At 53.7% G+C, this 13336-nt stretch carries 13 protein-coding genes; 1 reads left to right on the top strand and 12 read right to left on the bottom strand.

Going from position 1 to position 13336, the window contains the following annotated elements; genetic code table 11:
- Nucleotides 1-4 precede the first annotated feature (4 nt).
- The 5 genes from V2154_RS23865 to traH all read right to left on the bottom strand — a co-directional run bounded on the left by V2154_RS23865 (nucleotide 5) and on the right by traH (nucleotide 6637).
- Complete coding sequence (locus V2154_RS23865; RefSeq protein ID WP_353504326.1) at nucleotides 5-340, bottom strand: hypothetical protein; 336 nt, start codon at nucleotides 338-340, stop codon at nucleotides 5-7.
- Nucleotides 341-563: 223 nt separating this feature from the next.
- Nucleotides 564-1298: a complement resistance protein TraT gene (gene traT / locus V2154_RS23860; protein ID WP_014695898.1), complete on the bottom strand. Its 735-nt coding sequence runs from the start codon at nucleotides 1296-1298 to the stop codon at nucleotides 564-566.
- Between the two features lie 127 nt (nucleotides 1299-1425).
- Nucleotides 1426-2001 (bottom strand): hypothetical protein, encoded by a 576-nt coding sequence (locus V2154_RS23855; protein ID WP_353504325.1) that lies wholly within the window; start codon nucleotides 1999-2001, stop codon nucleotides 1426-1428.
- Nucleotides 2002-2022: 21 nt separating this feature from the next.
- Nucleotides 2023-5277: a conjugal transfer mating-pair stabilization protein TraG gene (traG, locus tag V2154_RS23850; protein WP_353504324.1), complete on the bottom strand. Its 3255-nt coding sequence runs from the start codon at nucleotides 5275-5277 to the stop codon at nucleotides 2023-2025.
- The gene (traH, locus tag V2154_RS23845; RefSeq protein ID WP_353504323.1) at nucleotides 5270-6637 is read right to left on the bottom strand and encodes a conjugal transfer pilus assembly protein TraH; all 1368 of its coding nucleotides are present in this window, start codon (nucleotides 6635-6637) and stop codon (nucleotides 5270-5272) included. Before traH ends, traG begins: the two co-directional genes overlap by 8 nt.
- A 212-nt stretch (nucleotides 6638-6849) precedes the next feature.
- On the opposite strand from traH, the gene V2154_RS23840 reads away from it, so the two are divergent.
- Complete coding sequence (locus V2154_RS23840) at nucleotides 6850-8010, top strand: hypothetical protein (protein ID WP_353504322.1); 1161 nt, start codon at nucleotides 6850-6852, stop codon at nucleotides 8008-8010.
- 431 nt (nucleotides 8011-8441) lie between these two features.
- On the opposite strand, the gene trbB is transcribed toward V2154_RS23840, so the two are convergent.
- The 7 genes from trbB to trbC are packed head-to-tail and all read right to left on the bottom strand — an operon-like array spanning nucleotide 8442 to nucleotide 13336.
- Complete coding sequence (gene trbB, locus V2154_RS23835; RefSeq protein WP_353504321.1) at nucleotides 8442-9083, bottom strand: F-type conjugal transfer protein TrbB; 642 nt, start codon at nucleotides 9081-9083, stop codon at nucleotides 8442-8444.
- Complete coding sequence (locus tag V2154_RS23830) at nucleotides 9080-9292, bottom strand: hypothetical protein (RefSeq protein ID WP_353504320.1); 213 nt, start codon at nucleotides 9290-9292, stop codon at nucleotides 9080-9082. The genes trbB and V2154_RS23830 overlap by 4 nt, the downstream gene beginning before the upstream one ends.
- On the bottom strand, nucleotides 9285-9761 hold the full coding sequence (locus V2154_RS23825) for a hypothetical protein (protein ID WP_353504319.1): 477 nt from the start codon (nucleotides 9759-9761) through the stop codon (nucleotides 9285-9287). Before V2154_RS23825 ends, V2154_RS23830 begins: the two co-directional genes overlap by 8 nt.
- Before the next feature lie 39 nt (nucleotides 9762-9800).
- A complete protein-coding gene (locus V2154_RS23820; RefSeq protein ID WP_353504318.1) occupies nucleotides 9801-10061 on the bottom strand; it encodes a hypothetical protein in 261 nt (86 codons plus the stop codon).
- A gap of 13 nt (nucleotides 10062-10074) precedes the next feature.
- On the bottom strand, nucleotides 10075-10872 hold the full coding sequence (traF, locus tag V2154_RS23815) for a type-F conjugative transfer system pilin assembly protein TraF (protein ID WP_353504350.1): 798 nt from the start codon (nucleotides 10870-10872) through the stop codon (nucleotides 10075-10077).
- Nucleotides 10872-12710, bottom strand: coding sequence for a type-F conjugative transfer system mating-pair stabilization protein TraN (traN, locus tag V2154_RS23810; protein ID WP_353504317.1), 1839 nt, complete (start codon nucleotides 12708-12710; stop codon nucleotides 10872-10874). Before traN ends, traF begins: the two co-directional genes overlap by 1 nt.
- The gene (trbC, locus tag V2154_RS23805) at nucleotides 12710-13336 is read right to left on the bottom strand and encodes a type-F conjugative transfer system pilin assembly protein TrbC (protein WP_353504316.1); all 627 of its coding nucleotides are present in this window, start codon (nucleotides 13334-13336) and stop codon (nucleotides 12710-12712) included. Before trbC ends, traN begins: the two co-directional genes overlap by 1 nt.

Genomic DNA, 13336 nt, shown 5'->3' with positions numbered 1-13336 from the left:
GGACTTAATGAAACGACGACGGATTGTGATGGCTGAACTGCGCCTGGATCAGTGCACCGGTCGTTCTGAACAGGAAAGCCACCGCGTTTATCATGGCAACCGTGACAGACGACAAAAATGCACCCACCGCCAACACCAACATTATCAGCAGTACGACCGGCAAAGCATCAGGCAGCATATCGCTGCGGGTCTGGCGTAAGGCCAGCGAGAAGGCGTACAAATTACTGTCGTGCATGATGAACTGCAGCAGGCCGACGCCGTGATACCAGAGAACAAACGCGCTCCAGATGAAAAACAGGGTAAACCAGGCCATCAGGCCACGGGCACTTTTGTATAGCATGAGCAATTCCTTCAGTTGGGCGTTTATCGGCAACGCTCGCCACAGTCCGGACGCGGGGATTTGCGTCTGGACGAGGAAGCGGAATATCACAGGTGGATAAGCAGGCACGGTCACTGGGGAGTTAACAGGCAGAGCGCTGAATTATGACGTCATGCGAGTGGGTGAACATGGCACACGGGCGTGTGCCATCAGGACAATAAACAACAAAGATAAAACGTTCAGGTCAGTTCATGATCCCGGCGACGGATTTCGCCAGCTGGGCTTCCAGAACCGGTTTTGCCTCTTCGAACTTGAGGTTCACCTTGTTGGCGTTAGAAACCACGCGCGTCTGGTATTTCATGCGGTTACCTTCTTCACTGCTGGTCTGCACCTTCACACCCGAGTTACCCTGGCGTAATGCGGCGATGTTATCTGTTGTCACGGTCGCTTTGCTGCGTTCCGAAATCTGCAGATCGGTCACCATTGTGTAGTTGGTGTCTTCCACCATCGCGTCTGCCGCCATACCGGCAAGACCTGCGGCCAGTCCTACCCCCAGGATCGCACCGCCAGATGTACTGTTATATGCGGTGATCCCAGCGCCCAGTGCGGCACCTGCGGCAGCACCTTCATAGCCCGTTGAGAGCAGCCCCTGCGCCTGACGCAGGTCCATTTTCTCGGCTTTCAGGACGTTGGCCTGGATCCAGTAATAGGCAGAGTCCGGTGACGACGTGACGTTATAGCCTTTAGCACGCAAATCCTGTGCTAATAGCGTTTGCAGGTCGCTCATGTCTTTGTCAGAGGTGTTTCGGATCTGGATATAGACCGTTTTTTCGCTGGATGGCTCCAGCCACACGGTCTGACTCATCTGTGTTTTTACATCGAGGTTACGTTTTTTGATGGCGGTGCCCATCGCGCTACAACCGGAAAGTACCAGACATGAGACGACCACAGCCGCCACAAGAGAATTGCGGTTTTTCATTTACTGTTTCCTTGTCAAAAAAGCGGGGCAGGCACGCCCCGAAATATTGGCTATTTGGATATAAATCTGGAGGGTGAAACCCTTCCGTTAGAATTACAGAAGGGTTATCGGCAGCAGGGGATAATGCTTAAATCTTTTTAATCAAGTTACTGATTTTTTCGAGGGCCAGACCAGCACCCAAACGGTTAATTTCAGACCCGACAACCAAACTTATGGCAAACAACAAAGCGAAAAGAAGTGCTGGGATTGCAAAAGCGAGCCAGGGAATTAAGCCAGACAGCAATGCTGAAAAAACCATCAAAATTAAAAACAGTGCCACTGTTCGTTTTACTAACTTCCTAAGATGACTGAGAATAACTGATTTGCGACGGATATCCTCGGGCACGGCCATATACATTATGAGATTGTTATAGGTCATAAAAGCGAACAACACACCAACAATTACTGTAGGAACGATTACAACCCAACCCTCAGATGTTAAAAAATTGATATACCCATCGGAGTAGGCATATTTATATTTTATTGAGCTAACAAAGTAGAATACCAATGTGCTGACACAACTAAGAAAAAACGCTATGACTGGTATAAAAAAACATTTTTTAAATAAGTCTGAATTAGAGGGGATAATCCTAATTCCTGATGAAAACTTGTTTGTGAGCATAGCAATATCGGCGTCAACTTCTGCTCTCGTGAAATTACTCATATTCCCTCTCTAATTGAATGCTTATGAGGCCTTTTTTTGCTGTTCTCTAAGCTTTTGAAGCTTAGCTTTAAAGTTATCCGTTTCGGTGCCATCAACAATAGGTTTAGTCTGCCTAATGTCCTCTTCAGTGCGGCCAATCTGTTGGCCTTTCACCGCACCTTGATGCTCATTTCTGAGTATATCACTGGATGCCTGAACAGGGGTTTCGTTTTGATCGATTTTCCCGCCATTTTCTCTAATGACATTAGAATTAGCAGATCTTTGTGCTGCAACCTGCCCTGCCACGTTATTAGGGATACCAGCACCCTCAGCGTGCTCCCTCACTTTCTCAGCAGCCGCATTATAATTATCTTCCATTGACGCTGACGGTGGGCCACCTTGTACATGGAGGTTTCTCTCCTGATTATGTAGGTTTACCTCACCCCCACTTGTCAGTAATGGGCCGGCCCCACGTACTGGAGACGTACCGTGAACCTCACTCGGTTCATGAAGATTTCTCTCCTGATTATGCAGGTTTTCCTCACCCCCGCTCGTCAATAATGGACCGGGTCCCCGTACCGGAGATGTACCGTGAACTTCATCTGCGCCCCCACTTGCTGTAGTCCCCGGAGCGTTCCCTGTTGTTAATGTTCCTCTAGGGTCAGTTTCCGTAACACCGCGAGAGCCTGTTACATCGTTCTGCTGACTGCCCACCACCGCACTGGCTCCATAAGGTACAGGGATTGGGTCGCCTGCAGGGGTATGTTGCTCAGTGACTGCACCGTATTCTAACGAATTTGATGGTGTTAAAGGTTGTGTGTTTGTCTGATCCGTCCGTGCACCATAGTTTTGCATAATCTCTGGTTCCAGACGCTCCTTCATAAACTCCGTGGCCGCTTCCCGCGCTGAGTTAACGTTGGTCAGAATACCCTGGGCATTATTACCAAACTTGGCCGTCGTCCAGTCCACAAATTCCTGGTTGTAGTTGGCATCCAGGCTGGCACTTTCGTTCTGGGCCAGTGTCGCCATCCGGCTGAATTCCTGGCTTTTTGTACTGCTGTCGGTGTACTGATGATACTGACTTTTCGCATCATTCAGCGTCGCAGCATACTGCTCAACCTGAGAGTTAGACTGGTTATCCGTCTGGTTGCCAGACTCGCTTACGCGGGCTGACGTCACCATATCCATACCCTGACGGAAATCTTTAACCGTCTGGCTGTTTTCGTCATGGCGGAAATCTTTCCCTTCCGAGTGAGTATCCTGCGTACCGTGTGCACTGCCAGAGGTATGTCTCCAGTCAGTATTGATATGCGCCTCACCGCCAACACTTACACCCGAGGCCCATTTGCCCAATTTCCCGACGAGCTGATCGCCAGAATCCACCTTAACATTCGCCGACATACCTGCCCCCCCTGAACCCTGATTGGTGATGTCCATCAGCTGGTTATAGGCCTCCTGGGTAGAGATGTTATGCGCTTTACCATAGCTTTCAGCGGCCGACATCATCATGCTCGCCCCCCGTGTTGCGTTGGTGGCCTGGGTGTTTTCACTGCCCTGCGTCATGGAGGCGCTGTTACCGCTTTGGCTGGTCAGCTGGTTCAGTTGCTGGAAGCCGCTGGTGACACTGTGGTTATAGCCATCGAGCGCCGTTTGCGCCTCCTGCTGTGCCTGCCGCGACTGCTCCTGGAAACCGCTGCTCGCCAGTGAACTGAGTCGCATGTTAACCGGCAGGTTAGAGATGGCCTGAGACGTGTCATAGACGTTGTGACCGTCCGCCGTCAGGGTGCGCATCCCGCCATTTTCCATCTGGTGGCTTTGTTGACCCATACGTTGCGACAGGTTGGTGTCAAATTTGTTGGCGTTAACGTTGTCCATCGACATGTTATTAAACGACCAGTTGCCGTCAGCGGTTGTTGATGCCTGCCCGCCGGCTGAGAACGCCGCCGAACTCATCACGCCACCCACCACCTGCGACGCCACCGAAGCTGCGCCTTTCGTCAGGAAAAAGGACAGTACCGGTATCGACATGCTGAGATAGCCTGCGATATTGGCCACGTCAGAATGCTGCAGGGCAATGCGATCCTGATTCGCCAGCACCAATGCCGTTGAACCGGTTTTCGACTGGAGGTAAAAGTTGGCCAGGGAATTCAAAATCGCAAACATCACCGGCCACATCTGGAAATACAAGAACCCGCCGGCGTACAGCTTGAGGGTATTCAGCCCGAAGATGGTGTGGTTGACCAGGGCCAGCGCAATCACCAGCGGGAAAAGGCCAATCAGGATCAGCATCATCAGGGACTGGAACATCGGTAACGTTTGTGAGGCAATTGCCCCGCCCGCCGCCCAGCTCAGACGCTGTTTGGTCAGGGTCGATTCGGTGGCCAGATTCACCAGGTTTGCCGTATCCGAGGAACGGGCGGCAAATCCTTTCCAGCCGTCGCGGATGGCGGCATTGGTCACGTTGTTACGCATAATCTGTGAGGCACTCAGTCCGCCTGCATAGAAAAATCCGTAGCTGTCGTTCATGGCATTGCTCAGCAACGCATCCGCATTCACTTTACTGCCAAACACGCGGGTTGCCATATCGTGCCAGCTGACGCCGCCCACCGAGATATCACTCCCCATCAGCGTTCTGATGGTGCCGGCGGCCTGCTGGCAGGTCACAAACTGCCTCACCCCGCTCACCGTCTGATAGATCCCCCGTAAAGGACTCGGGTTATTGGTGATCAGCGTCAGCGGGTCGGTGCTGTTCAGCAACTGGTTGATGGTGTATTTGTTGTTAAGCAAAATGTCACCAATCACACAGTTTTCGACATAGTCCGTCAGCATCTGTGCCAGCTGCGGGTTTTGCGTCCGAAAATCGGAGGTTTGCGCCACGATTTGAGAACCAAACAGCATGCCGCTCTTGGTATAGGTCAGCGAGTCCGGGCGCGATAAGGTGTAATCGTACAGCTGCGCCACCCCAAATCCCGCACTGGTGGTCAGCCCCGCGATCATGGCCAGCCCCAGCGGCACATTGTCCACCTCGTACACTGCAGCAGGGTCGGTGATATCGAGGATTTGCACAGACCGTTTTGGCACCAGTAACACGGACGTAATAAACATAAATACGGCCAGCCAGTGCATAAACACGCGCGGATCACGGGTTTTGATAAAGGACACCATCACCCCCAGCACGCCAAATGTGCTGACAATGCGAAGCAAGGTATCAAACGTATCGGCACCCAGAATGGTGACGACGCCGTTTAACACCTGCCGCCACATGTCCCCACCGAATATCGTATAGATTTCAGTCATTGCTGGTCCCCCAACGGTAGTTACCCTGATATGACGTTGAAATAATGGTTGAGACCTGTTGCTGGAGGTACTGCATGTTGCGGTCAATACCGTCCAGCGCGTTCTGATCGGCCGCCGACTGCAGCTTCATGTTGGCCAGCAGCTGCTGTGCCTGAGCCACGTTCTGCCGCAGCTCTCCCGCCGCCTGTTCCGGGAAGTTTTTCCCGGCCAGCGACTGACTGGCCTGCTTCACCAACTCCTGCAGGTACTGGATCATTAAATCCTGCGCAATGTAATCCGCCACCTGGATGAGGTAGGTCGGGCTTTGCCCCATACTCTGCGAGTTGGTCAGGTATTTCAGGACGGGGACAGAGGTGGTGTTGAGAAACCCCTTTTCCTGGTCGGATAAGCCGGTGTCATCCGTCAGCTTCTGGTTCATGGACAGCATGATGTTTTGGACCAGCGTGACCAGCGCGTTGTTGCTGCTGATGGTGACGCTGGCCACCGTCGGCCCGAGGCAAAGGTCGGGTTCATCACAGCCGTAAATCTTGGCGGTGCCGCCGCGCATCAGTACGGTGATCACATCCCGGTTATCCACCATCGGCGTCAGGATAGTCACCTGCCCGGCGCTGTTGAAAATGATGGATCCGACGATACTCATCACCAGCTCTTTCAGCTGGCGGTTCCCGTCGAAAAGATGATTGCGCCCGAGCGCATCCCAGATGAGATTTTTGTTCTTCAGCACCTGGTCTTTTTCATTGGCGTTGGCCCGACTCGTGACGCTGTCACCCTGCCCGCCTACCGTGCACCCCTGCCGGGATGAGGCCCAGTCGGAGAAAATATTGTCGTCACCGGCAATGTCCTGGCAGATTTTCTGGTTGGAAAGCTGGGACACGGGCCAGAGGCCCCCGATGATCCCCTGAGCTGCCTGGCATGAACTCATGTTGGCGGAGTTCACGTCGGAGGCGATTTTTTGCAGAAAGTCTTTGGCCTGTTTCAGTTCAGGCACCATCGTCTGTAACGCCAAATCGAACGCGTAGCCCGCCGCATTACTCATGATTTGCTTGGCAAAGCGCTGAATTTCCTCACCACTGATAAACGAGAAGGCGCCCAGATAGGCATCAATGCCCCCGCAGCCGGAATTCAGGGAAGGCACCTGCATCGAGATAAGTTGTACCTGTTTTACCGGATTTCGCAGATACACCGAACCACCGGTGATGTAGCCTGCGGCCTGCCCCTGCCATGCCTGCGCTTTGGAGACGTTGCCGTCATAGCCCAGACTGCCGAAAAAACCATTCAGGTCGCCCTGTACGTCGGCCAGCGCAGGGGTACTCATACCCATTACGGTTAAAATTGACAGAAGTAGCTGCCGAAATTTCATCGTGATGCCTCCTGATGAAATAGATTAATGTCGGTTGGCTCATACCCTCTATTTTCTAAAGGGAAATCGTTCCTTTTCAGAACCATTTTTGTCTTCATGGCTTTACCCGTTCTTTATTGTTAAAAGCATTGAAAGTCCGGCCGATAACGTGAAAGCACCCGCAAATTACCTGTGCATCATTTATCAGCTTGTGACGATGAGGGGATGGAAATTTGAGAAAACTGACGGCAGCATGCTTAATGGTCTGCTTGCTTATTGCTGCAACCGTTTATCCAATGGCACAAAACGCATATGACTCAGCCAGCGCCAATAAAAGCTACAAAAAATCTGCGCTTTCCCTGGGGGAGGTAACTGGCACCTTTGACGCCAAATTTCTGTCCCACCGGTTGATTAAATTTGATGAAGAAAACGGTCTGGCAACAGCAGAAAGGGCTAGCAAGGCTTATGGGAATACTGAGGCTTATTTTAATTCCACCAGAAGGGATTGCGCCTCAAACCTGAGTAACGTGCGTTTCCTTGCCTGCGCTAACAAGCTGCTCGGTAAATCCTTTTACTACACGCCTGTTGCAGCCGTCTCGGAAGGGTGGTCTGCCCGTTTTTCAGACTGTGATTTGAATGTCTATCTTCTGATGGATGCTATGCATATGGCAGGGAAAGAGGCCGAAGTTGTTTATGCCCCACACCATGCGTTCGTGGCCTACCGTGATGAGCAAACCGGCCAAATCGCGTATTGGGAAACTACAGATAATCACAATTCAGGGAAACTTGCGGATCTACAAGAAAGCTTTTACCTGAAAACACCCAGTCATTTTTATTATCAGCCGCAACCTTTCTCTTATGCCGAAAAGCTTTACCCCGCTTTGGTTGTTGATGAAATCGAATCACCCCAACGTCGTGATGCTCTACGTCAGTTTCTCAGCGTGAATTTCGCTGATAACCCAATCGTGCAGGATGACTGGTATGAAAATAAAAAACACATAACCCGTGAAGATGCTGAGACACTGCTTTTTCTGCTGAAAACCGATATTACGTCCGTATCGAAAAGGATCTTATTGGCAAAATACCTGAATGCTCATAATCAGCAGGACAAAGCCCAGTTTTTTCTCTCGCAGATAACAGACGATAACTGTAATGATGCCTGCCTGACGCTTAAGAGCCAATACTCTTTCAAATACAACTTCGCTCGCTGGTCTTTAAAACACGTCTCGCTCTCCCTGCAAGATTTCTTTATAAGCATCAGGCAGTCGTTAAAACTTTACTTACTCATTTTCGTTTGCTCCGTTCTATACACAGCAAACCTAAAAGTAACCCTACAAATAAGTAAAAGAAATGATCGTCTCCCGACACGACATCCGGATAAACACGCTGAGTAAAAATATAAAACGCGATTGCCAAACTGACGGCGCAGTAAATCCCGTATCGGTGCAGCCAGCCTTTAATTGTGGGTAAGCCTTTATATAATTGGTGGTCTATATAAAGGCACCCAATAGGCAAGAGGGTGAACAACCACCCTGGCAGACTGAACAACCTCATGTCTGCCAGATACCGCCAGCCTGCATCGGGGGGAAACGTGGGGATGGTATCGACACGGGTGCAGAAGAAAAACCACCAGGTTGTACCGCACCAGATAATGGCGCATAGCAGCACAAGCCTTTCAGCGGGTGTTCTCTTCGTCTTTACCGGCTGTGCGCACGGATCTGTTGTCTTCATCTTTTTTCTTCCTTTGGTATAACCACGACGTCACCGCTCAGCGGGCGGCGTTCTCAGGCTCGATGTTCATCTACTATCGGTAAACGGACGTTCGTTACTGCGGGGTAACGGCCTGACTGGAAGGCACCGGCCCCAGCGTATTGGAGGGCAGATTGTCAATATCTGCCTCAATCATCAGGGCCACACGCTGGCTCAGCGTGCCCATGTCGGTATCGCCCTGATAAAGCGGAAAGGCCGCAATGGTATTGTCCGGGCGCGGCGTGGCAACGTTAACCAGAAACGTGGTCGGCGTGGCGATGGGCAGACCGTTGCCAAAAAACGTCATGATTTCCCCCGCCAGCGGCTCATTGGCGCCGCGTTTACGGGGAATAAGGGCCACCGGAAAGGACGTATCGCCATAGCCGTCAAGCGTATAGGGATAAACCTTGATGCCGACCTCATCTGACCACTGCTTTAACTTCGGGTCGAATTTCGCGCTGTACGGACACCCCCGTTGCATAAACACCACGATGGCATAATTGTTCAGGTTCACCTCGCGCCCGTCGGTGAGCGTCATCATGTGCGGCGCACGGTCTGAGGGGGAGCGCGCCTGCGGTAATCCCAGGTCAGGCAGCGCCGGTGACCAGTTCGTTTGTGTCTTGGACTTTTCCAGCGCCGCTATCTGGTCGGCCACGGTTGCGTGCGCGGCCAGCGGAGCCATGAGGCAAAAGAAAGGCAACAGAAAGGTGAGTTTCACGGTTTTGCCTCCCGGTTCTTCCTGCGCGCCTTACGGTGTGCGAGGACTTCAGACCCGATGAGCACGACCAGCGACAGGATAAGGCAGGTGAAGGTTGAAAAAACCAACACCTGTCGCGTCAGCGTCGCCGAGTAGGCCAGCAACTCACTCAGGCAGTTAGCGATGATGCCAAGCAGAAATAACACGGCCACGACGGGCAAATTATTCATGTTTTTGCTCCTGTTTCCCGCCCTGAACCGCCATGCCAAAAGCCGCCACGGACATCCGGCCTTTACGTGCCACCATCAGCCAGCGTGCGGCCAAATAGACACACGCGTAAAGCGTGGTAATAAGCCCGTAGAGAGTCAGCAGGTTGTGGTTAAAGCCCGTGATATAGGTTTCACGGCTCACCTGTTCGGGGACACATTGATAAGGTGACGGCGTGACCGGTTGCGGTATCGCCCGTTCATTGACTGCCATACCCGCCGGGAGAGCGGCACATCCCCATACGTTGCCCGGCGCGGCTCCCTCCACCAGCCTTTCGGCCTGCCGGATGACAAACGCCCCCGGCGAAGGCCAGGCATTAACCACTATAAAGAGAGAGAAAATAAACACCGGCCCGATGACCATGATATCGAGCACGAGCCTGACCGCAGCCCAGCCGGCTGCGGCGCCCGTTTTGAGCGCTGAAAGTTGCATGAGAAATCCTCGGTTCTGAAGAATGGGTTAAACGGGGGGTTAGTCGGGGAGGTCTGCCGCGTAAGGCACGATACGTTCACCGACACTCAGAAAGGAGCAGAGCAAGATGAAATCGCCCGTCCCCTGCTGTGGGCAATAGTCAAAGTTCAGCATGTCGTCCCTGAAGTGCGCCTGTATCGCACTTTCCAGCGCATGACAGTCCAGCCCGGGGCGCGTTGAAAATGTCACAACGTCATACTCAATGCCGGTGAACGTTTCACCTTCCCTGAGGCTTTCAATATTAAGAATAATGCTTTGCATAATGACCCTCCCTTTAGAAGTTAGGTTTGAAACCCGTTGCCACGTTCAGAAAACGCCTGGCCAGGTCATCCTGTGTCATAAAGCCATAGGCCAGCGGACGAAAGTCGCGGGAGGCCGGGTTAACCAGGAATAAGGCGGGGAAATGACTGATGCCCATCCGGGCACTTTGCCCTTCGTCCTGGCGGCTGTCCGGCACCTGCGGGGAGATTTGGCCGTCCACGCTCACCGGAATCAACGAGATATGCCGCGTGCGGGCAAAGTCAGCCACCACCCCGGCCATCTGCGCATCAATCGGGTCACTGCCGCGATAGAAGTAAAACATCCCGTACTGGGCAGACAGTTCGCTGATGGCCTGTGCCTGTTTGGCCTGGTCGCTGGCCTGCTGCAGCGGTGCCGTACTGTTGTAGTGCGGGTGTTCGAGGTTGTAATCCAGATCGGGATGATCCAGCTGAGCCACCGCAAACGACTGGCTGAACATCGATGCCCTGTCCGTCCAGAACTTCTGCCAGCGCAGGAAGGTGGCGGTATTTTCGCTCGACGGGTTAAGAATGGCCCGGTCCAGCGCCTCCTTCGTGTACCGTTTGAGCACTGCCGCCTGCTCAGACGGTGACAGCTTGCTAAAATCCGGCACTTGCGGGGCCGGGGCCGGTTTGGGTGCCGGCGTGTCCGCCGGCTTCTTCGGTTCGTTGTACCAGTGCCAGCCGGTGAACGGATCCGCCGGTGTCACCACCGCATCAGCCGGTGTCTCTGTACCGTCCGCCCACGCCGGGAGCGCGAGACTGAGCAGGCAGGCAAACCACAGTGTTTTCATCATTTCCCTCCGCCCTGCGCGTTAACCTGCGCCGCAATCCGGTCTTTCACCTGCTGAACCATCACCGACGAGTTCGGGATTTTCTGGTTGGTCATCAGGTCGCTGTAGAAATCGGCAAAGTTAATCAGGTCAAAGTTGATGGCCTGCAGCTCAGGCACGGTGATCCCCCTGCAGTTCGGTGAATCACCGCTGCCAAAACTCACACCCAGCTGATCGCGCCGCCCCTGCTCCTGAATAATGCGGGCCAGCTTGCCCCCGAACACGCAATACACCTGTTTTTTCTGAATACAGACGCCCAGCACGGCGCGGTTGCACGCCTCACCGACGCTGACCACCACCTTTTTCGCCTTGGCCTTGCCGATGGCCATTTCATCACTGTTGCAGTTCGCCAGCCCGGCGTTGTTCCCCCAGCCGGAGTCCACGCAGCAGTTGGAGAAACCGGCCATTGCCTTGCGACAGGACATCGCCTGACCGGTAAAGGCTTTGATGTTGATCTGGTCGTTGACCACGTCGTCACCGGCTGAAGCCAGTCCCGCGAGTTTGGCCACCGCCGTGTCAAAACCGCTGTCTCCGGCGCCGTTGGTATCGTCACAGTCCCCGGACATGCACAGATAATTGCCGCCGCAGAGTTTGCCGGTAGAGGTGTAGGTCTTCTGGCACTGATATGTGACCTGTTGGTGCGAGCATTGCCCTGCCGTTTGTTCAGTACAGTGACTTCCGACGACGGTACAGCTGGCATCAGACATTAACGCGGCACAGTTACCGTTACTGGCCGGCGTCGTCAGATAGGTATCGGTGTACTGCCAGCAGTCGCTGTGAACGGTGTAGGTCTGTCCGTTCACGGTGGTTGTCCTGTCGCCGCCGCCCACCGTGCATTGCGTGCTGATTAACTGGCCGCCCACGCTCTGGTCATCACACGCCTGCTGAACGTTGGTCTGGGGTTGATACGTTTGTACGGTCGTGACAGCCGTCATGCTGAGCGTCAGGGACGCAGATCCGTTACCAAAACCACTAATGATGCCGTCAAGGAAAGTCGTCTGGTGATTCACTGAACCAATCGTTAAAGAAAGCGTGACCGTCTCTCCCTGATTCATGTGATAGCCCGAAACAGACAGATTCTTTTGCGTGGTTCCCGAAATCCTGTCCGGTACGACCATAGCGTCCCCTAACACGCTCCAGGTGACTGTCCGGGCCAGATACCCCGACATGTTGAAGTTCGCCAGCTGAAGGTCGCCGGTAAAAGGCGCGACAAAGGTGGCATAAACCGTCAGGTTGTTGCGGTAGTAGGTGAAGTCCCCGGTATTGATTACCGCTGTCTGATTGGTTTGCGTCGTCACATACGTCCCGCCTATCGTGACGGCACGGTTACAGCTTTGGGTCACCGCCACATCTTTGTCGCAGGTGTAATTCTGGAAGGTGCTTTTACTGACGACTTTGTCCGTACACTGATCGTAGGTGCCGTTGACGACCGTGCCGGCAGTGCTCTCAGCATCCTTGCCGTTGGTAATGAACGGTGCCTTGGGGTCAATAGTCACCGCCGGATTGGTCGTGCCGGCGCTGATAACCGCCTGCCCGGCGTTGTTCTGACCGAGTTCCGTCTGTCCTTTGTCACTGATACCGCCGTCCCCACCCTGCACGCCCCCGTAATACCCGCTCTGTGACGGACTGGCGGTGTACCCTGGAATAACGGTCGAGGGTGAGGTGTTTTTCATCCCCGAGGTGCCCTGACTGCTGTTAGATTTTCCGTAGCTGGAACCGGCATTAAAAGCATCGCTGACGGCATCGGCCTGTGCCCCCTGGGCACACAGCAGCAGCAGTGACAAAAGCAATCGCTTCATTATTTCCCCTCCGCCGTTTTCAGCAGCTGTGTCGCCGTGGTCGCACAATCTCCCCGGCGCACGACTTCTTCGAGTGCCTGCTTAACCGGCAGGCTGCCGTAAAGCACGTCATAGTTGCCCTGACAGGTGACCACCAGGGCGGGCACAGCTTTGATGCCGTATTGCTGATACAGCGTCGGGTCAATCTGCACCCCCGCCTCTTTATCTTTCTTGGACAGCTCAAACATCACCGAGGCCGTTTTGCGAAAATCGTTATCCAGCAGGCCGCGCAGCGTCGCCGGTATACCAAAGCGGCGGGCATCGGCGAGCATGGGCAGTAACCCTTCTTCCGGAATGCCCAGACTCACAAAATAGAGCGCCTGCGGCGTGGGCCGGTCGGCGCTGTTCTGGTCAGCCTGGGACGCGGCGATTTCGTTTTGCAGCTGAGACACCTTATTTTGCTGTGCCGGTGGCAGGGTAATGTTCATGCCCTTCAGCTGTGCCTGGAACTGCTCAAGCTCGGTTTGCTTTTGTTTCATGTACGCCATATCACCGGCGGACACGGTGGGCTGCTCGGCTGCCTGCACGGATTGCGCGCAGAGCAGCGCGGCGCTGAGCGTCAGCGCCGTCATCAGGGGTCTGTTCAT

This window comes from Ewingella sp. CoE-038-23 (assembly GCF_040419245.1).
GTDB lineage: Bacteria > Pseudomonadota > Gammaproteobacteria > Enterobacterales > Enterobacteriaceae > Ewingella > Ewingella allii.
This window is presented reverse-complemented; position numbering and strand designations above follow the sequence as displayed.